This window comes from Kitasatospora sp. NPDC057936 (assembly GCF_042887525.1).
Lineage (GTDB): Bacteria > Actinomycetota > Actinomycetes > Streptomycetales > Streptomycetaceae > Kitasatospora.
In genome coordinates this window covers 21,793-42,838 of the sequence record NZ_JBHVPD010000057.1, presented here as the reverse complement: position 1 = coordinate 42,838, position 21,046 = coordinate 21,793, and the positions used below count along the sequence as shown (strand labels likewise).

Below are 21,046 nucleotides of genomic sequence, written 5' to 3'. Positions count from 1 at the left end.
TCAGGCGATGCGGTCATGATCCCTCCATCCGTCCTGTCCGTCCCGTCCGTCCCATTCGCTCAACGCGGCCACGATCAGGACTTGTCCCCGTCGAAGGCCGCCCGCACGAGGTCGTCGACGTCCATGTCGTCGAACTCTCGCGCCGCGCCGCCCGCCGGCGGCTTTGTCCCGTTGTCCTGCGCGGCGAGCCCGAGCAGGGCCCTGAGCAGACCGGCCCGGCGCAACCGGGCCACCGGGATCGCGGCCAAGGCCTCGCGCACCTTCTGCTCCTCGGCCTCGGGGCCGGTGAGTTCCCGCTCGTCCGGGAAGAGCCGCTCCCGCAGGTGGCGGGCGGTCTGTTCGGGCGTGGGGTGGTCGAAGATCAGCGTCGTCGGCAGCCGCAGCCCGGTGGCCGCACCGAGCCGGCCGCGCAGTTCGACCGCCGTCAGGGAGTCGAACCCCATCTGGAGGAAGCCCCGGCCGCCCTGCACGGCGTCCGGGGAGGCGAGCCCCAGGACCGTGGCCGCCTGCTGCCGCACCAGGTGCAAGAACGCCCGGTCCAGCTCCTCGGCGGGGAGCGCGGCCACCCGGTCGGCGAACGGCAGGCCGTCGTCCGCGCCCGCACCGCCGGGGCGCCGCCGGACCGGGACCAGCGCGCGCAGCACCGCGGGCACCAGCTCCGGTTCGCCCTCGGCGAGCATCGCCGCCGGGTCGAGCCTCATCGGCACCAGCAGCGGGTCCGGGGCGTCGAGCGCCGCGTCGAACAGCGCCAGACCTTCATCAGTGGGGAGCTGCCCGACCCCGGAACGCGCCATCCGCCGCAGATCCTGGTCCGACAGGCCGCCGGTGAGCCCGCTGCGCTGCTCCCACATGCCCCACGCCAGGGACGTCCCCGCCAGCCCTTCGGCCCGCCGACTGTGCGCGAGCGCGTCCAGGAACGTGTTCGCCGCCGCGTATCCGCTCTGTCCCGCGGTGCCCAGCACGCCGGCGGCCGAGGAGAAGAGCACGAAGGCCGACAGGTCCGCGTCCCGGGTCAGTTCGTGCAGGTTCAGCGCGCCGTCCACCTTCGGCCGCAGCACCGCCTCGACCCGCTCGGGCGTCAGCGAGGTGAGGACGCCGTCGTCCAGGACACCGGCGGCATGGACCACCGCCGTCAGCGGACGGTCTGCGGGGATCCGTGCCAGCGTCGCCGCCAGCGCGTCCCGGTCGGCCACGTCACAGGCCGCCACCGTCACCCGGGCACCCTGAGCGGTGAGTTCCTCCTCCAGCTCGGCCGCACCCGCCGCCCCGCGACCGCTGCGGCTGGTGAACAGCAGGTCGCTCACACCGTGCCGGGCCACCAGATGGCGGGCGACCAGCGCGCCGAGCCCGCTCGTCCCGCCGGTGATCAGCACCGTGCCGCCGGGTGTGAAGCGCGGCCCGTCGCCCGTCCCCGCGGCGTCCGCCGGGACGCGGGTGAGACGCGGCGCGTGCACCACGCCCCGCCGCACCACAACCTGCGCCTCGCCCGACGACAGCGCCGCCGGCAGCACCCGCAGCGACGCGTCGTCGCCGTCGACGTCCAGCAAGCCGAACCGGCCGGGGTGCTCCGACTGCGCCGACCGCAGCAGGCCCCACAGCGGGGCGTGCGCAAGATCGTGCGGCGCGTCCTCGCCCACCGACACGGCGTGCCGGGTGACGAAGACCAGCCGCGACGCGGCGAACCGCTCGTCGGCAAGCCAGCCCTGCGCCAGCGCGAGCGCGCGGTGCACGGCCTCCCGCACGTCCTCGGCCCGGCCGGTGTCTCGCCGGGTGCCGTCCCAGCACGGCACCAGGACCACCTCGGGCAGCACGGCCCCGGAGGCGACGGCGCCGGCCAGCGCGTCCAGGTCGTCGTAGCCGTCCCACCGCGTGCCGGACGGCTCCACGACGGCCGCCAGCTCCACACCACCCGGTTCCAGCACGGCCCAGGCGCCCGACGCAAAGGCCGGGGCCGCCGGGAGGGCGAGCTGTTCGCCGGTGATCCGGAACAGCGAACGGCGGCGCCCGCCGCGCGCGTTCTCCAGGCGTCTCGGCGACACGGGCCGCACCATCAGCGAATCGACCGAGAGCACCGGCGCGCCGGACAGGTCGGTCGCCGTCAGCGACACGGTGTCCGGGCCCGTCGCCGACAGCCGCACCCGCAGCGCCGCCGCCCCCGCGGAGTGCAGGGTGACGCCCTTCCAGGCGTACGGCAGCAGCGGGTCACCGGAGTGGGCCACCAGGCCGCCCAGGACGACCGCGTGCAGCGCGGCGTCGAACAGCGCCGGGTGCACCCCGTAGTTCCGGGCCTGGTCCTGGTCGGGAAGGCTCACCTCGGCGAAGAGGTCCCGCCCGTGCCGCCGGACCGCGCGCAGCCCCTGGAACGCCGGTCCGTAGCCGAGTCCGGCCGCCGCGAGCACCGCGTACCCGCCGTCCAGCTCCACCGGCTCGGCGCCCGCCGGCGGCCACTCGGCCACCGGCGCCGCAGGCGTGCCGCCGTGGACGCCGAGCACACCGACGGCGTGCCGCAGCCACGGAGTGTTCTCACCGGACTCACCTGTTTCACCGGACTCATCGGCCTTCTCCGGCCGCGAGTGCACCTCCACCGACCGGCGCCCGGTCTCGTCCGGTTCCTCGACCATCACCCGCAGCTGGACGCCGCCGTCCCGCTCGACGATCAGCGGCTCCAGGAGCGTGAGCTCCTCGACCGTGCCGCAGCCGGTGACCTGCGCTGCGCGCAGGACCAGCTCGGCGAGCCCGGTGCCCGGGAAGAGGACCGTGTCCAGCACCGTGTGGTCCGCGAGCCAGGGCTGTGCCTGCGCCGAGAGCCGACCGGTCAGGACCGTGCCGGCCGGGCTGGGCAGGGTGACCACGGCGCTGAGCACCGGGTGCGAGCTGCGCCCCAGACCCGCCGAGGTGACGTCGGCCGGCCCGCCGGAGCGCCGCAGCCAGTACCGCTCGCCCCCGAACGGGTAGGTCGGCAGCTCGATCAGCCCGACGCGCCCCGGGAAGGTACCCGGCCAGTCCACCGGTGTGCCGCCGACGTGCAGCTGCGCGGCCGAGGTGAGGAAGCGCCGCAGTCCGCCGTCGTCGCGGCGCAGCGAACCCACCGCCACCGCGTGCGGGGCGTTCGCGGCGTCCATGGTCTCCTGGATCGCCACCGACAGGACGGGGTGCGGACTGGCCTCGACGAAGACGTCGAACCCGTCGTCGAGGAGGAGGCGCGTCACCTGTTCCAGCCGGACCGTCTCCCGGAGGTTGCGGTACCAGTACGCGGCGTCGAGCTGCGTGGTGTCCAGCTCCGTGCCGGTGACCGTGGAGTAGAAGGGGACGTCCGAAGGCATCGGGGAGAGGGGCGCCAGGTCCCGCAGCAACTGCTCCCGGACCTGCTCGACCTGCGGCGAGTGCGAGGCGTAGTCCACCGGCAGCGTCCTCGCCCGGATCCCGTCGGCCTTGCAGCGCGCCACCAGCTCCTCCAGGGCCCGCGGATCACCGGCGACGACCGTGGACGACGCGCCGTTGACCGAGGCGACGGACAGCCGGTCCTCCCACCGGGCCAGCAGGGCGGACACGTCGTCCTCGCCCAGAGCGACGGACACCATGCCGCCCCGGCCGGACATCGCGGCCAGGGCCTTGCTGCGCAGGGCCACCGCGCGGGCCGCGTCCTGGAGCGTCAGCGCCCCGGCCACGCAGGCGGCGGCGATCTCCCCCTGGCTGTGCCCCATCACCGCGTGCGGCCGGACCCCCAGGGACTGCCACAGGGCGGCCAGGGACACCATGACCGAGAACAGCGCGGGCTGCACGACGTCCACCCGGTCCAGGGACGGCGCGTCGCCCGCGCCGCGCAGCAGACCCGTCAGCGACCAGTCCACGAAGGGGGCGAGGGCGGCCTCGCACTCCTGGATCCGGGCGGCGAACACCTCGCTGCCGTCGAGGAGTTCCGAAGCCATGCCCGGCCACTGCGACCCCTGGCCGGAGAAGACGAACACCGTCTTCCCGCGTGTCTGTGCCTCGCCCACGACGACCGAGTCCCGGTCACGGCCCTCGGCCAGCGCGGCCAGCCCCTCCCGCAGGGACTGCCGCCCGTCCCCGACCACGACGGCGCGGTGACCGAGCAGGGCACGGGTCGTGGCCAGGGAACGGCCGACGCCCGCCACGTCGAACCCGGGATCGCCGGCGAGGTGGGAGAGCAGCCGACGGGCCTGCGCGCGCAGCGCCTCGGCGGTCCTCCCGGACAGGGGCCAGGGCACAGCCGCCGGCGCATCCGGCGCGGGGCCGTCGGCGCGGGGCTCGCCGGCCGCGGACGGGGGCTGTTCGATGATCACGTGGGCGTTGGTCCCGCTGATGCCGAAGGAGGAGACCGCGGCCCGGCGCGGCCGGCCGGTCTCGGGCCACGGCTCGGCCTCGGCCATCAGCGACAGCCCGCTCTGCGACCAGTCGATCTCGGGGGTGGGCCGGTCGACGTGCAGCGTCCGGGGCAGCACCCCGTGCTTCATCGCCGCCACCATCTTGATGACACCGGCGATCCCCGCGGCGGCCTGCGTGTGCCCGATGTTGGACTTCACCGAGCCCAGGCGCAGCGGGCGGTCCGGCTCCCGCTCGCGCCCGTACGTCGCCGCCAGCGCCTGTGCCTCGATCGGGTCGCCCAGCTTCGTGCCGGTGCCGTGCGCCTCCACCACGTCGACGTCACCGGCCGACAGGCGGGCGTCGGCGAGGGCGCGCCGGATCACCCGCTGCTGGGAGGGGCCGTTCGGCGCGGTCAGGCCGTTGCTGGCGCCGTCGGAGTTGACCGCGGAGCCGCGGACGACCGCCAGGACGGGGTGGCCGCTTCGCCGCGCGTCCGACAGCCGCTCCAGCAGGAGCATGCCGACGCCCTCGCCCCAGCCGGTGCCGTCGGCGGACGCCGCGAACGCCTTGCAGCGGCCGTCCGGGGAGAGCCCCCGCTGGCGGCTGAACTCCAGGAAGATGTCGGGGGTCGCCATGACGGCGGCCCCGCCGGCCATGGCGAGCGAGCACTCGCCGCGCCGCAGGGACTGCACCGCCATGTGCAGCGCCACGAGGGACGAGGAGCAGGCGGTGTCGATGGTCAGCGCGGGACCCTCGACGCCGAGGGCGTAGGCGATCCGGCCGGACATGACACTCGCCGTGCTCCCGGTCAGGAGATAGCCGCCCAGTTCCTCGGGGGCCTGGCGCGGATCGGAGGGGTACCCCTGGGACGCGGCTCCGACGAACACCCCCACCGGGCTTCCCTTGAGGGACGTCGGGGCGACGCCGGCCCGCTCCAGCACCTCCCAGGAGGTCTCCAGCAGCAGTCGCTGCTGAGGGTCCATGGCGAGGGCCTCACGCGGGCTGATCCCGAACAGCTCGGCGTCGAACCGTGCGGCGTCGTCGAGGAACCCGCCCACGCGCACGTACGTCGTCCCCGGCCGCACGCCGTCCGGGTCGTACAGCGCGTCCACGTCCCAGCCACGGTCGGCGGGGAACGGGGTGACCACGTCGGCCTCGTCGGCGACGAGCCGCCACAGGTCCTCCGGGCTCGCGATGCCACCGGGGTAGCGGCAGCTCATCGACACGATCGCGATCGGCTCGTCGTCCCCGGGCGCGGCGCCCGGCACGGCGGCGACGGCCGCCTCGGTGCCCCGTAGTCCGGCCAGCAGATGCCGAGCCAGCAGGACCGGCGTCGGATGGTCGAAGATCAGGGTCGACGACAGCTGCTTCCCGGTGGCACCGCTGAGGCGGTTGCGCAGTTCGACGGCGGTCAGCGAGTCGAAGCCCGCCTCCTTGAACGTCGCGTCGGGGGTGACCCGGGTGGGGTCGGTGTGCCCGAGCACCGTCGCCGCGTGGGTGCGCACGAGGTCGAGGAGCAGCTGGTCGCCCTCGGCCTCGGACACGGTGGCCAGCCGGTTCTGCAGCCCGCCGGCCGCGGGGGGCCGTGCCGCGGCACGGCCCACCCGCCGCTTCGGTGTCCTGGCGAGGTCCCGCAGCATGTACGGGACCTCGTCGCCCGCCGCCCGGCGCAGCACCGAGACGTCCACCCGGGCCGGGACGACGGCGGCCTCGCCCGCCGCGACGGCCGCGTCGAAGAGCTCCAGGCCCTCGTCGTCCGACAGGGGCACCAGACCGGTGCGGCCGAGCCGGGCCCGGTCCACCTCGCCGAGCCCGCCGAGCATGCTGCCGGAGTCCTCCCAGGGCCCCCAGGCCAGGGAGACGGCGGGCAGACCCGCGGCCCGGCGCCGGCTCGCCAGCGAGTCCAGGACGACGTTCGCCGCCGCGTAGTTCGCCTGCCCCGCCCCGCCGAGCACCCCGGCCGTCGAGGAGAACAGGACGAACGTGGCCAGATCCGCGTCCCGGGTGAGCTCGTCGAGATGCAGCGCCGCGTCCGCCTTGGGGCGCAGGACGGTGTCCAGCCGCTCGGGCGTCAAGGACCCGAGGACGCCGTCGTCCAGCACCCCGGCCGTGTGCACGACACCGGTCAGTGGGTGGGCCGCCGGGACCGAGCCGAACAGGTGCTCCAGCGCGGCGCGGTCGGTGAGGTCGCACGCCGCCACCGTCACCTCGGCTCCCCGTGCGGTGAGGTCCGCCACCAGGCTGTCCGCGCCCGGTGCCCCGGCACCCCGGCGGCCGACCAGCAGCAGGTGCCGCACGCCGTGCCGCTCCACCAGTCGGCGGGCCACCGCCGAGCCGAGCGCGCCGGTCCCCCCGGTGATCAGCACCGTCCCCTGCGGATCGAATCCCGACGGCACCGTCACGACCACCTTGCCGACGTGCCGTGCCTGGCTGAGGTACCGGAACGCCTCGGCCGCACGGCGGACGTCCCACACGGTCACGGGCGGCAGGTGCAGCACACCGCGCCCGAACAGCCCCATCAGGTCCGTCAGCATCGCCCGGATGCCGTCCGGCCCCGCGTCGACCAGGTCGAACGCCTGATAGCGCACCCCGTCGTACGCGGCCGCGACCACCTCGGGGTCCCGTATGTCGGTCTTGCCCATCTCCAGGAACCGGCCCCCCGCGGCCAGCAGCCGCAAGGACGCGTCGACGAACTCCCCCGCCAGGGAGTCCAGGACGACGTCCACGCCACGGCCCCCGCTGGTGCGCCGGAACTTCTCCTCGAACTCCAGCGTCCTGGACGAAGCGATGTGCCCCTCGTCCAGGCCCATCGCCCGCAGCGCGTCCCACTTCGCCGGACTGGCGGTCGCGTACACCTCGGCGCCCAGGTGCCGGGCGAGCTGGACGGCGGCCGTGCCGACGCCGCCGGCCGCGGCGTGCACCAGCACCGACTGCCCGGGGCGCAGTTTCGCGAGGGCGGACAGCGCGTAGTACGCGGTCAGGAAGACGGCCGGCACGGACGCCGCCTGCGGGAACGACCAGCCGTCCGGGATCCTGGCGACCATGCGCTCGTCGGTCACGGCGACCGGGCCGATCCCGCCGAAGACCATGCCGAGGACCCGGTCGCCGGGTGCCACCGACGTGACGGCGGACCCCACCTCCGTGACCACCCCGGCGCCCTCCACCCCGAGCGGCCCGGCCTCTCCCGGGTACATGCCCAGGGCATTCAGCACGTCACGGAAGTTCAGCCCGGCCGCGCGCACCGCCACCCGCACCTGGCCGGGGCCCAGCGGCTGTTCGGCCTCCGGGTGAGGGACCAGAGCGAGACCGTCCAGGGTCCCGCCGCCGGAGTCCAGCCGCCAGGCGGGCGCCGCCGGTACGGACAGCGTGTCCTGCGGGCGCAGCCGGACCAGGCGGGGGACCTTGAACTCGCCGTCACGCAGGGCGAGCTGCGGCTCTCCGGAGGCGACGGCCTCGGCCAGCGCGCCGTACGAGGCGTCCCGCCCGTCCACGTCGGCCAGGACGAACCGGCCGGGGTACTCCGACTGGGCCGTGCGCACCAGACCCCAGACGGCGCTCTGCGCCGGATCCGGCACGTCCTGCGCCTCCACGGCGACAGCACGCTCCGTCATGAGGACCAGCCGGCTGCCGGCGTGCCGCTCGTCGGCCCGCCACGCCTGCACGAGCCCGAGTGCCCGGTGAGCGGCCGACCGCACCGCGTCCGCGTCGTCGGACGCGGGCGGGCCGTCGGCGCGGCAGGGCACCAGCACCACGTCGGGGACCCGCCCGCCTGCCTCGCCCGCCCGCAACAGCGCGGCCAGATCCCGGTGCACCCCGGCGGGCGCACCGCCCAGCCGCGCGGCCAGATCCCCCGCGCCCGCGCCCGCGACCGCCCAGTCCGACGCCGCGCCACGGGCCGTCGGCGCCGCGCGTGTCTCCCAGTCCGTCCGGAACAGCCGGTCGTGCACGGCGCTCCCGGCCCCGTCGATCCGGTCGCGGGACGCCGGGCGCAGCACCAGCGCGTCGGCCGACAGCACGAGCGCACCCGTCTCGTCCCAGGCCACCACGGAGACCGCGTCCTCACCCGCCGGCGCCAGCCGCACGCGTAGGCTCGCGGCGCCGACGGCGTGCCGGGTGACACCGCGCCAGACGAACGGCAGCAGGGCCCGGTCCCAGCCGGGGAGCACGACACCCAGCGCGACCCCGTGCAGGGCCGAGTCGAGCAGCGCGGGATGCGCGCCGAACTCTTCGGCCCCGGCACCGTCCGGCAGACCGGCCTCCACGAACAGCTCGTCTCCGCGCCGCCAGGCCGCCCGCAGCCCCTGGAACACCGGCCCGTACTCCAGGCCGGTCTCCGCCATCGAGGGGTAGAGCCCGGTGACGTCCACCGCCTCCCCGCCGTGCGGGGGCCACACGGCCAGGTCCTCGGGTGTGGGGGCGCCCGTCCGTGCGAGGACGCCGGTGGCGTGCGGGGTCCACGGCTCGTCGTCCGCCGCGCCGTCCGGCCGGGAACGCACGTCCAGCGACCGCCGTCCGGACTCGTCCACGGCGCCCACCCGCACCCGCAGGTCGACCGCGCCCTGTCCGGGCAGCACGAGAGGCGTGTGGAACGTCAGTTCCTCCACCTGCTCGCAGCCGGCCCGTTCCCCGGCGTGCAGGGCCAGTTCGAGGAAGGCGGTGCCGGGAAGCAGCGCCCGGCCGAACACCTGGTGATCGGCGATCCAGCCGTGGCCGGCCGTCGAGAGCCGTCCGGTGAGGACCAGTTCGTCGTCGGCGAGGGACACCACCGCGCCGAGCAGCGGATGACCGGCTGCGGCGAGCCCCGCGGAACCGATGGCGGCCGACGGCGCCGGCGCGTCCATCCAGTAGCGGCGCAGCTGGAAGGCGTAGGTGGGCAGGTCGCACGGCCGTGCGCCGCTCGTGACGTAGAACGCCGTCCAGTCGACCGGGACACCACGGGTGTGCAGCCGGGCCAGCGCGGTGGTGAGGGCGAGTTCCTCGCCTCGGTCCGAGCGCAGCGCCGGCGCCAGGTCGGCGTCCGGCGCGGTGAGCGTGTCCCGGCCCATGGCCGACAGCACGCCCTCGGGGCCCAGTTCCAGGAAGGTGCGGACACCCCCGGCCTCCATGACCCGCAGCGCGTCCGCGAACCGCACGGTCCCCCGGGCGTGCCGGACCCAGTACTCCGGATCGCGGATCTCCTCGCCCGTGATCTCCTCGCCGGTCAGCGCCGACACGACCGGCAGAACGGGGGAGTGGAAGGACAGCCCGCCGACGACCCTGCGGAACTCCGGCAGCATGGCGTCCATGAGCGGCGAGTGGAAGGCGTGGCTGACCGTCAGCTCCTTCGTCTTGCGCCCCTCGGCGGCGAAGTGCGCGGCGACCCGACGCACGGCCCCGGCCTCCCCGGAGACCACCACGGAGGACGGGCCGTTCACCGCGGCCAGGCCGATCAGGTCCGCGTGCCGGGCCACCAGCGGCAGCACCTCCTCCTCGGTCGCCTGGACGGCGACCATGGCGCCGCCCTCCGGCAGGGCCTGCATCAGCCGGCCCCGCGCCGCCACCAGCGCCGCCGCGTCCTCCAGCGAGAACACCCCGGCCACGTGGGCGGCGGCCACCTCACCGATGGAGTGGCCCGCCACCTGGTCCGGGTGGACACCCCAGTGGGCGAGCAGCCGGAAGAGCGCGACCTCCAGCGCGAACAGCGCCGGCTGGGTGTACTCGGTCCGGTCGAGCAGCGCGCCCGCGTCCGGCGCCCCGAACACCACCTCGCGCAGCGGCCGCTCCAGATGCGGGTCCAGCGCCGCGCACACCGCGTCGAACGCCTCTGCGAACACCGGTGAGACCGCGTGGAGTTCACGCCCCATCCCGGCCCGCTGACTGCCCTGGCCGGTGAAGAGGAACCCGAGCTTCCCGGGTGTCACCGTGCCCGGGGCGACCCTCGGATCGGGATGGTCCTCGGCGAGCGCCGCCAGCCCCTGGACCAGCTCGTCGCCGCTGCCCGCGACGACGGCGGCCCGGTGGGGCAGGGCCGCCCGCGTGGTGGCGAGCGCGTGCCCGACGTCCGCAGGGTCGAGCGGGCCGCGCTCCTCCAGCCAGGCCAGCAGCGCGCGCGCCTGGCCCCGCAAGGCGTCCTGGCTCCGCGCGGACAGCACCCACGGCACCACGCGGAGCGGAGCGGAGGCGGCCGGGGGAAGGGCGGAGTCGGCGGCGGGCGCCTGCTCCAGGATCACGTGGGCGTTGGTGCCGCTGATCCCGAAGGACGACACCCCGGCGCGCCGGGGCCGCCCGGTGTCCGGCCAGTCGACGGCCCGCGTCAGCAGTTCCAGGTGCCCTGCCGACCAGTCCACGTGCGGCGTCGGCTCGTCGACGTGCAGGGTCTGCGGCAGCACGCCGTGCTGCATCGCCAGCACCATCTTGATGACGCCGACGACCCCGGCAGCCGCCTGGGTGTGCCCGACGTTGGACTTCACCGAGCCCAGCCACAGAGGTTCGGCGCGGTCCTGCCCGTACGTGGCCAGGAGCGCCTGCGCCTCGATCGGGTCGCCCAGGGTGGTGGCCGTGCCGTGCGCCTCGACCGCGTCGACGTCCTGCGGGGCCAGCCGCGCGTCCGCCAGCGCCTGCCGGATCACCCGCTGCTGGGAGGGGCCGTTCGGCGCGGCGAGGCCGTTGCTCGCACCGTCCTGGTTCGTCGCGCTGCCGCGCACCACGGCCAGGACCCGGTGGCCGGCCCGCCGGGCGTCGGACAGCCGCTCCAGCAGCAGGACACCGACGCCCTCGGACAGCCCCGTGCCGTCCGCCGCCGCCGCGAAGGACCGGCACCGCCCGTCCGCGGACAGCCCGCGCTGCCGGCTGAAGCCCTGCAGCTGTGCGGGCGTGGTCATCACGGTGACACCGCCCGCCAGCGCGAGGGAGCACTCGTCCCGGCGCAGCGCCTGGCACGCCGCGTGGATCGCCACCAGCGACGCCGAACAGGCGGTGTCGACGGTCACCGCGGGGCCTTCCAGGCCGAGCGTGTACGAAATGCGGCCGGAGAGCACACTCGCCGCCCCCGCGGTCAGGAAATACCCCTCGTACTCCCCGAGGTCGGCCGGCCGGACACGCGTCGCGTAATCCTGGAACGCCGTTCCCAGGAACACGCCCGTGCGGCTGCCGTGCAGCGCCGTCGGGTCGATTCCGGCCCGCTCCAGCGTTTCCCACGACGTCTGCAGCAGCAGCCGCTGCTGCGGGTCCATGGCCACCGCCTCGCGGGGGCTGATCCCGAAGAACTCCGCGTCGAATCCGGCCAGGTCGGTGAGGAAACCGCCGTGGCGCGTGTAGATGGTGCCGGGCCGGTCCGGGGCCGGGTCGAACAGCGCGTCGAGGTCCCAGCCCCGGTCCGCCGGGAACTCGGACACGGCGTCGCCGCCCGCCGCGATGAGCTGCCAGAACTGCTCCGGGCTGCGCACATCGCCCGGGAGGTGACAGCCCATGGCGACGATGGCGATCGGCTCGTGCCGCGCGGCGGCCAGGTCCTCGTTCTCCCGCCGGAGCCGTTCCGTCTCCTTCATGGACGCGCGCAGGGCATCGACGATCTTGTCCGGCGAAGTAGCCATGACCCCTCACAGATCGGTTTCCTCGGAAAATCGGTCGTTTCGCGTGCGGTCTCCCGCTCGCCTACTGCTCGCCGAGCATCAGCCGCACCAGATCGTCGACGTCCAGTTCGTCTATGTGCTCTTCCGCCTCCTGGATCTCCCTCGCACGTTCCCGGTCCCTTTCGCCGGCCGCCGCGGCGGTGTCCGCGGATTCGCCCGCGTCCTGCGGAAAAGCGGTGGCCACCAGGAAATCGGCCAGTTTCTCCAGCGACGGGTGGTCGAACACCACGGTGACCGGCAGGCTCAGGCCGGTGTGGTCCTGGAGCCGGTTGCGCAGTTCCACCGCGATCACGGAGTCGACGCCCAGGTCCTTGAACGGCGAGCGGTCGCCGACCTGGCTCTCGTCGGCGTGTCCGAGGACGGTCGCCACCTGGGTGCGGGCGAGCGCGGCGGCGGCCTCCCTGCGCCGGCCCGGACTCAGCCCGGCGAGCCGCTCCGTCAGCGTCCCCGCCGCCGGGGCGCCGTCCTGCGGCCGCGTCTCCCGCAGCGCGTCGCGCACCTCGGGCAGTTCGGTGAGCAGCCGGCTCGGTGTCGTCGCGGAGAACGCCGCGAAGAACGTCTCCCAGACCACGTCCGTGATCACCGGTGACGACGTGTCGAGCGCGCAGTGCCGCAGGTTCTCGACCGCCTGCCGCGGTGCCATGAGCCTGATCCCCTGCCGGGCCAGCGCCTTGTCCAGGCCGTCGCGCGACGTCATGCCGCCGCCGTCCCACGGGCCCCAGACCACCGAGGCGGCCACCAGCCCCTGTGCCCGGCGGTGGGCCGCCAGGCCGTCCAGGAAGGCGTTCGCCGCCGCGTACGCGCCGTGGCCCGCGCTGCCCCACAGCGCCGAGACGGACGAGAACAGTACGAACGCGTCCAGGTCCCGGTCGCGCGTGAGGTCGTGCAGGTGCTGCGCGGCGTCGGCCTTGGCCCGCACCACGTCCGCGAAGCGCCGCGGGGTCAGCGAGCCGAGCGGGACGCTCTCGATCGCCCCGGCCGCGTGGACGACCGCCCGGACGCCGGCGCCGTCCGCGTCCAGCGCCGCCAGCAGCCCGGCGAGCGTCCCGCGGTCGGCGACGTCGCCGGCCACGATGTCGACCTGGACCCCGAGGCCGGTCAGCTCCGCCTCCAGCTCGACGGCGCCCGCCGCCTCCCGGCCGCTGCGGCTCACCAGCACGAGGCGCTCCGCCCCGTTGTCCGCCAGCCAGCGCGCGGCATGTGCGCCGAGCGCACCGGTGCCGCCGGTGACGAGGACGGTGCCGCGGGGCGTCCATCGCCCCGCGCCGGAGGTGTCCCGCCGGGGCGCGCGCAGCAGCCTGCAGACGTACACCCCCGAGGGCCGCAGTGCGAGTTGGTTCTCGCCGTCCGGACCGGCCAGCACGGCGGGCAGCCGCCCGACGACCCTGCTGTCCTCCTGCTCGGGCAGATCCACCAGGCCGCCCCACCGCTGGGGGAACTCCACCGCCGCGACCCGGCCGAGCCCCCAGATCTGGGTCTGCTCGGGCCTGGTCACCGAATCACCGGCGCCGGCCGTCACCGCACCCCGGGTCACGCACCACAACCGGGCGGACATCCCGGCGTCCCCGAGGGCCTGGAGCAGCGTCAGGACGGCGTCCAGGTGCGCGGACGCCGAAGGGAGCACCGGCCCCGCGTCCGGCCCCGGCAGCGCCAGCACCCCGGCAGGTTCCGGCCCTTCCGAGGCCACGGACCGCAGCCGTTGCGCCAGCTCCTGGCGGCCGATCCCCGCCGGCACCACCAGCGAGACCGCCTGCGCGCCGCTCCTGTCCAGGGTCTCCACGACGGCCGCCGTCAGCCGCTCGTGCTCGACGCCTTCAGGGACGACCACCAACCACCGGCCGGACAGGACGCCCGCCGGAACCTTCGGCAACGGCTGCCAGGCGATCCGGTAGGACCAGGAGTCGGCGGCGGCATGTTCGCGCTGCCGGCGGCGCCACGCGGTCAGCGCCGGCAGCAGCGCCCGCAGAGCGTCCGGTTCCCCGGCCCCGATCTCGGCGGCCAACTCCTGCTCGTCGCCGCGTTCCACCATGTTCCAGAACCGTCGTTCCGGGTCGTCGCCCGGCACGGTCACTGCCTGCGGGGCGGACGCCGTCAGCCAGTACCGCTGGTGCTGGAAGGCGTAGGTCGGCAGATCGACCCGCGCCGCACCGGACCCGGCGAAGACGGTCCGCCAGTCCACCGAGGCCCCGAGGACGTACGCCTGCGCGAGCGAGGTCAAGAAGCGCCGGGGACCGCCGTCCTCGCGCCGCAACGACCCCACCACCGCACCGGACCCGCCGAACGTCTCGACGGCTTCCTGGGCACCGACACTCAGCACGGGGTGCGGGCTGACCTCGACCAGGAGCGTGTGCCCCTTCTTCAGGGCCGTCCCCATCGCCCGCTCGAACTGGACGGGTTCCCGCAGGTTGCGGTACCAGTACTCGGCGTCCAGCTCACGGGTGTCCAGGAGCTCCCCGCTCACCGTCGAGTAGAAGGGGACGTCGCCGCGCCGGGGCTCGATCCCGCGCAACTCCTCCAGCAGCCGCTCACGGATCGTCTCGACCTGCGCGGAGTGCGCCGCGTAACTCACCGGGATCTGTTTGGCCCGCACACCCTCGGTGGCGCAGGCGGCCAGCACCTCCTCCAGCGCCCGCTGTTCCCCGGAGACGACCACCGACGACGGCCCGTTGACCACCGCGATGTCCAGGCGCTCGTCCCAGCACGGCAACTGCCGTACCCGCTCGGCCGACAGCGCCACCGACACCATGCCGCCCAGACCGGAGATCTCGGTCAGCGCCCGGCTGCGCAGGGCGACGATCCTCGCGGCGTCCTCCAGCGAGAGCCCACCCGCCACACAGGCCGCGGCGATCTCGCCCTGGCTGTGCCCGATCACCGCGCTGGGGCGCACGCCGTGGGACTCCCAGAGCCGGGCGAGCGAAACCATCACCGCGAACAGCGCCGGCTGCACCACATCGACCCGCTCCAGCGTCGGCGCGCCGGGGGTGCACCGCAGGACGTCCAGGAGCGACCAGTCCACGACGGATCCGAGCGCCGCGTCGCACGCGTGGATCCGCTCGCGGAACACCGGTGAGGAGTCCATGAGTTCCACCGCCATCCCAGCCCACTGCGCCCCCTGGCCGGGAAAAACGAACACGGTCTCGGCGCCGCTCACCGCGGTGCCGCGCACCACGTTCTCCGAGGGGGTGCCCCGCACCAGCGCGTCCACCGCGGACAGCAGCTCGCACCCCTCACCGCCGATCAGCACGGCACGGTGCTCGAACGCGGACCGAGTGGTGGCCAGCGACAGCCCGATGTCGGCAGGAGCGAGGTCCTCACGGCCGTCGAGACAGGTCCGAAGGGCGGCAGCCTGGTCGCGCAGGGCCTCGGGCGTCTTCGCCGACAGCGTCCACGGCAGCACGTCCGCCGGTGCCGGGGCCGTTTCCAGGACCCGGTCGTGGCCGCCGGACGCGCTCGGCGCTTCGGCGGGGGCCTGTTCGAGGATGGCGTGGACGTTCGTTCCGCTGATGCCGAACGAGGAGACAGCCGCCCTGCGCACCCGCTCGCCCTCCGGCCACGGTGCCGCCTCGGTCAACAGGGCCACCGAGCCCGAGGACCAGTCCACGTGCGGCGTCGGCTCGTCGACGTGCAGGCTGGCGGGCAGCCGCCCGTTGCGCAGAGCCATTACGATCTTGATCACCGAGGCGACTCCGGCGGCCGCCTGAGTGTGGCCGATGTTCGACTTCACCGAGCCGAGCCACAGCGGCCGGTCGCCCGAACGGCCTCGGCCGTAGGCGGCCACCAGGGCCTGCGCCTCGATCGGATCACCCAGCTTCGTGCCGGTGCCGTGCGCCTCCACCGCATCGACGTCCTGCGGCGTGAGCCGGGCGTCGGCCAGCGCCTGCCGGATCACCCGCTCCTGCGACGGCCCGTTCGGAGCCGTCAGCCCGTTGCTCGCGCCATCCTGGTTGACCGCCGAACCACGGACGAGCGCGAGGACCGGATGACCGAGGCGCTGGGCGTCCGACAGACGCTCCAGCACCAGCATGCCCACGCCTTCGCTCCAGCCCGTACCGTCGGCCGACCGGGCGAACGGCTTGCAGCGGCCGTCGGGCGCCAGGCCGCGTTGCTGGGCGAACTCCACGAACATGCCCGGCGTCGCCATCACAGTCACCCCGCCGGCCAGTGCCAGCGTGCACTCACCGTGCTGCAGGGACCGGCGCGCCATGTGCAGGGCGGCGAGCGAGGAGGAGCAGGCGGTGTCCACGGTGACCGCGGGGCCCTCCAGACCGAGGGTGTACGCCACCCGCCCCGAGACGACGCTCGCCGTGTTGCCGGTCAGCGCGAAGCCCTGGGTGCCCTCGGCCGGTTCACCCAGCCGGGGCCCGTAGTCCTGCGTCATCGCCCCCGCGAACACGCCGACCTGGCTGCCTCGTAGCGACAGCGGGTCGATCCCCGCCCGCTCCAGCGCCTCCCAGGAGGTCTCCAGCACCAGCCGCTGCTGCGGATCCATCGCCAGCGCCTCACGCGGGCTGATCCCGAAGAACCCCGCGTCGAATGCGGCCGCGTCGTAGAGGAAGCCCCCCTCCCGCGCGTACCGGACCTCCGGGTTCTCCGGGTCGCGCAGCTCACCGGTGTCCCAGCCGCGGTCGTCGGGAAAGGCGGACACGGCGTCCCTGCCCTCGGACACCAGGCGCCACAGGTCCTCCGGCGAGCGGACCTCCCCGGGGAACCGGCATCCCATGCCCACGATGGCGATCGGCTCGAATTGCGGGGCCGCCACCGGCAGACTGCCGGTGGCCGGCTCCTCGCCCGCCAGTAGGGACTGCAGGAAGCGAGCCAGCTCGTCCGGCGTGGGGTGGTTGTAGATCAAGGTGGGCGCCAGCTGTGCCAGTCCGGTCGCCTCGGCGATGCGGTCGCGGAACTCGACTGCGGTGAGCGAGTCGAACCCCAGCTCCTTGAACGTCCTGCCGCCGTCGACGAGATCGGACGACATGTGCCCGAGTACCGCCGCCACGCTCATCCGCACGAGCTGCGGCATGTCCGCCTCGGCAGCGGCGACGACCGGCTCCGCGGCCGGCGCGACACCGCTCGTCGGATCGAGCACCGCGTCGCCGTGCTGTCCTGCGGCAGGCTCGCCCGGCGCGCCGAGCCAGAAGGAACGGCGCTGGAAGGCGTACGTCGGCAGGTCCGGCCGCGCGTCGGCCCAGCCGGTGAACGGCTCCCAGTCCACCCGCGCGCCGCATGCGAACGCCTCGGCCAGTGCGGTGGCCACCGTACGGTCCTCCGGCTGGCCCCGGCGCAGCAGCGGGACGATCGCGGCGCCGGACGGTGTCCCCTCGACGGCGAGGCTCTCGCGGATCATCGAGGTCAGGCCCCCGGGGCCCACCTCCAGGTAGTTCGTGACGCCTTCCGACCGCAGGAGACGGACACCGTCGAAGAAGCGCACGGACGCCCGGATGTGACGGGTCCAGTAGTCCGGCGACCGGAGTTCGTCCACTGTGGCGAGACGTCCTGTGACGTTGGAGACGACCGGAAGCTCCGGGGTGCCGTAGTCCAACTGCGCGGCGACGGCACGGAACTCGTCCAGCACACCGTCCATGTGCGGTGAGTGGAACGCGTGGCTGACCTTGAGCCGCTTGGTCCTGCGACCCCTCGCCTCGAACTGCGCGGCGACATCGGCGACGGCTCTCGGGTCACCGGAGATCACCGTGGCCCGTGGCCCGTTGACCGCGGCGACCGAGACCTCCTGGTCCAGCCCGGACAGGGCCGCGCGGACCTCCGTCTCGTCGGCCTCCAGCGCCACCATGGCGCCGCCCTCGACGGCCTGCTGCATCAGCCGTCCGCGGGCCGTGACGAGGGTGCAGGCGTCCTCCAGGGAGAACACTCCGGCGACATGGGCCGCGGCGATCTCTCCCACGGAGTGCCCGAGCAGGAAGTCCGGACGCAGCCCGCACCGCTGGAGCAGGCGAGCGAGCGCTACCTCCAGTGCGAACAGCGAGACCTGGGCGAAGTCCGTCCGGTCGAGCAGCGCGGCCTCGGGTGTACCGGGTTCCGCGAAAAGGACATTCTGGAGCCGGTGGGGCAACCGGGTGTCCAGCCGGTCGCACACCTCGTCCATCGCCTCGGAGAACGCCGGAACCGTCGCGTGGAGCCGACGCCCCATCCCGGTACGCTGGCTGCCCTGGCCCGTGAAGAGGAACGCCGTCCCGCCCGCACCCCGCGCGGAGCCCCGCACCACGTTCGCGGCGGGCACACCGCGCACCAGCGCGTCCAGACCGCTCAGGAAGTCGTCCCGGTCGCTGCCCAGAACCACCGCGCGCTCCTCGAACGCCATGCGGTGCGCGGCGAGCGAGCCCCCGACGCTCTCCGGATCCAGCCCGGGATGCGTGATGACGTGCTCGCGGAGCCGCTCCGCCTGCGAACGGAGCGCGGCACGGGACCTCCCCGAGACCACCCAGGGCAGCAGCGAGGGACCCTCGGCACGCCGGCCGCCGACGGCTGCGGGGGACACGGCTGCCAGATGACGGTCCGAGAGCACCACATGACAGTTCGTGCCGCCCATGCCGAACGAGCTGACACCCGCCAGGAACGGCCCGTCGCCACGAGGCCGTCGGCTCAGCGCGGTCTGCACGCGCAGGTTCCACGCCTCGAAGGGGATCCGTGGGTTGGGCGTACGGAAGTTCAGACTCGCCGGAATCTCCTGATGCCTGATGCACAGGACCGTCTTGATGAGCCCGGCGATACCGGCCGCAGCTTCCAGATGCCCGATGTTCGTCTTCACGGACCCTACCAACAGCGGTGTGTCGGCCGTCCGGCCCGAGCCGAACACCGAACCGAGTGCGGCGGCCTCGATCGGATCACCCTTCTTCGTACCGGTGCCGTGAAGTTCCACGTAGTGCACGCCGGCCGGGTCGACACCCGCCTTCCGGTACGCCGAGCGCAGCACCTCTTCCTGCGCACGGGCCGTGGGCACGGTGAGCCCTTCGCCCGCGCCGTCGTTGTTCATCGCGGTGCCCTCGATGACGCAGTACACGCGGTCGCCGTCGGCGAGCGCGCGGGAGAGAGGCTTGAGGACGACCATCCCGGCGCCCTCGCCGCGGACGTAGCCGTTGGCGCGGGCATCGAAGGTGAAGCACCGGCCGTCGGGAGACAGCCCGCCGAACTTCTCGGAGTACACGGTGCTCTCCGGAGCGAGACCGAGGTTCACCCCGCCTGCCAGCGCGAGGGACGCCTCACCTCGCCGCAGGCTCTCGGCGGCCATGTGCACGGCCACCAGGGAGGAGGACTGCCCCGTATCGATCACCATGCTGGGCCCGCGCAGATCGAGGGCGTACGACACCCGGTTGGCGATGATGCCGCGATGGACGCCGGTCATGCTGTGCTGGGTGGCTGATCCCGCACCAAGCCGGTGCAGTACGGTGGCGTAGTCGTCCCACATGGCGCCCACGAAGACGCCCGCATCACGGCCTTTCAGGCCGGCCGGCACGATCCCTGCGTCCTCGAACGCCTCCCAGCTCAGCTCGAGGGCGAGCCGCTGCTGCGGATCCATGGCAGCCGCTTCGCGAGGAGAGATGTCGAAGAAGTCCGAATCGAACTGATCGACGTGGTCGAGGAAGCCGCCCGCGCCGAAACCGCTTCGACCCTCCCTCGGTTTTTCTGAAACCGCGCTCACGCCGTCATGGAGCAGCGCCCAATAAGCTGCGGGATTCGCGGCACCGGGAAATCTGCAGGCCATTCCCACGATTGCAATCGGATCGTCGTTGAGGCGGTCGCCCTCATAGGGGAACGCCTGGCCGGTACGCATAGAACTCCCAACGGCCGACATCGGAGGAATGTCAAGCGCCATGCCTCGGGTCTGGATTCTGACCTCCGGCTCGGAGCCGGGACTTTCGGCGTGAAGTGGCTCAGGGCGAGCGAGGTGCCATCTGCCTGCCTGCCTGCCGACCGCCTGACTGCACTGTCCGGCGTACCTGTCCGCGCTGTTCAGCGAACTGCTGTCGCATGCGGCAGATTCGACGGGAGCACGTGGAAGTTATTAGACCTGACATGATCCCGCACTGTCCAATAGCTAGACTCATGAGGCCGATAAGTTGAGTTATGAGGAATCCGCTGGCTTTCTCTTCGGCCGGCCCGGCACAAGTAAATTGCCCCATTGACAAAGGCGCTCGCAACTTTGTAGCGTCCCGTTCGGTCAGGGGAGGAAACGCCGGGAGTTCAACGGGAAGAGGTGTCCCAGAAATGACCGAGCAGTATACGCCCACTGCGGCGGACGTGGGAAGAATGTACGACCAGTCGACTGGCCTGCTCTCTGAGGTGATGGGGGGAAACATTCACCTGGGGTACTGGCGTGACGGCGACGACGAAGCCTCGGTCGAAGAGGCCACCGACACTTTGACCGACATGGTGGCCGAACGGCTCACACTCTCACCCGGTGCCCGGGTCCTGGATATCGGCTGTGGAAGCGGCAAGCCCGCCGTCCGTATCGCAGGCACATGGGGCGTGCACGTCACGGGTGTCACCATCAGCGCTCAACAGGCGGCCATGGCCGGAGCGCGGCTGGAAGTCGGGGAAGGCGCTGGGCAGGTGTCCTTCCAGCAGGCCGACGGTATGGATCTCCCGTTCGCCGACGCTCACTTCGATCACGTATACGCGATCGAATCGTTCCTGCACATGTCCGATCGTGCCACCGCCATAGCCGAAGCAGCGCGAGTATTGCGTCCTGGCGGCACTCTGGTGGCCGCAAATCCCTATCAGCAAGGTGAGCTGACCCCCCGTGAGGCGGGCATAGTAGCGGACAACCGGAGACTGTTCGAGATTCCTCCGATCGGTGACGCCGACGAATACACCGGACACATGGCCAAGGCCGGCCTGGAGATCGTCGAGATGCTGGACATCGGCGAGAACGTCCGACGCAGTCACACGTTGGCCGCGGACCTCATCCGGCAGGCACAGGGAGCGGACGGCAGTGCCTTCAACGAGGAACTGTCCAGAGCGGCCGACATCATCGAGCGCTTCGGTGAACTCCCGCAGATCGGCTACGGCCTGATCGTCGCCCGTCGGCCCTGAGCCGTCCGACCGGAAGCGGCTTCGGCTGACGCGCCGGCAGAAAGGCGTGGCAGCCGGAGGTCGGG

At 73.6% G+C, this 21,046-nt stretch carries 3 protein-coding genes; 1 reads left to right on the top strand and 2 read right to left on the bottom strand.

Annotated features, from left to right (window positions below):
• Positions 1–74 precede the first annotated feature (74 nt).
• Both ACFVU9_RS26925 and ACFVU9_RS26920 read right to left on the bottom strand, forming a co-directional pair.
• Positions 75–11,897, bottom strand: coding sequence for an SDR family NAD(P)-dependent oxidoreductase (locus ACFVU9_RS26925; RefSeq protein ID WP_387597593.1), 11,823 nt, complete (start codon positions 11,895–11,897; stop codon positions 75–77).
• A 61-nt stretch (positions 11,898–11,958) separates the two neighbouring features.
• Positions 11,959–19,719 (bottom strand): type I polyketide synthase, encoded by a 7,761-nt coding sequence (locus ACFVU9_RS26920; protein ID WP_387597590.1) that lies wholly within the window; start codon positions 19,717–19,719, stop codon positions 11,959–11,961.
• A gap of 434 nt (positions 19,720–20,153) precedes the next feature.
• Here ACFVU9_RS26920 and ACFVU9_RS26915 point away from each other — a divergent pair, with 434 nt between their 5' ends.
• Positions 20,154–20,981 (top strand): SAM-dependent methyltransferase, encoded by an 828-nt coding sequence (locus ACFVU9_RS26915; protein WP_387597587.1) that lies wholly within the window; start codon positions 20,154–20,156, stop codon positions 20,979–20,981.
• The last annotated feature ends 65 nt before the right edge of the window (positions 20,982–21,046 follow it).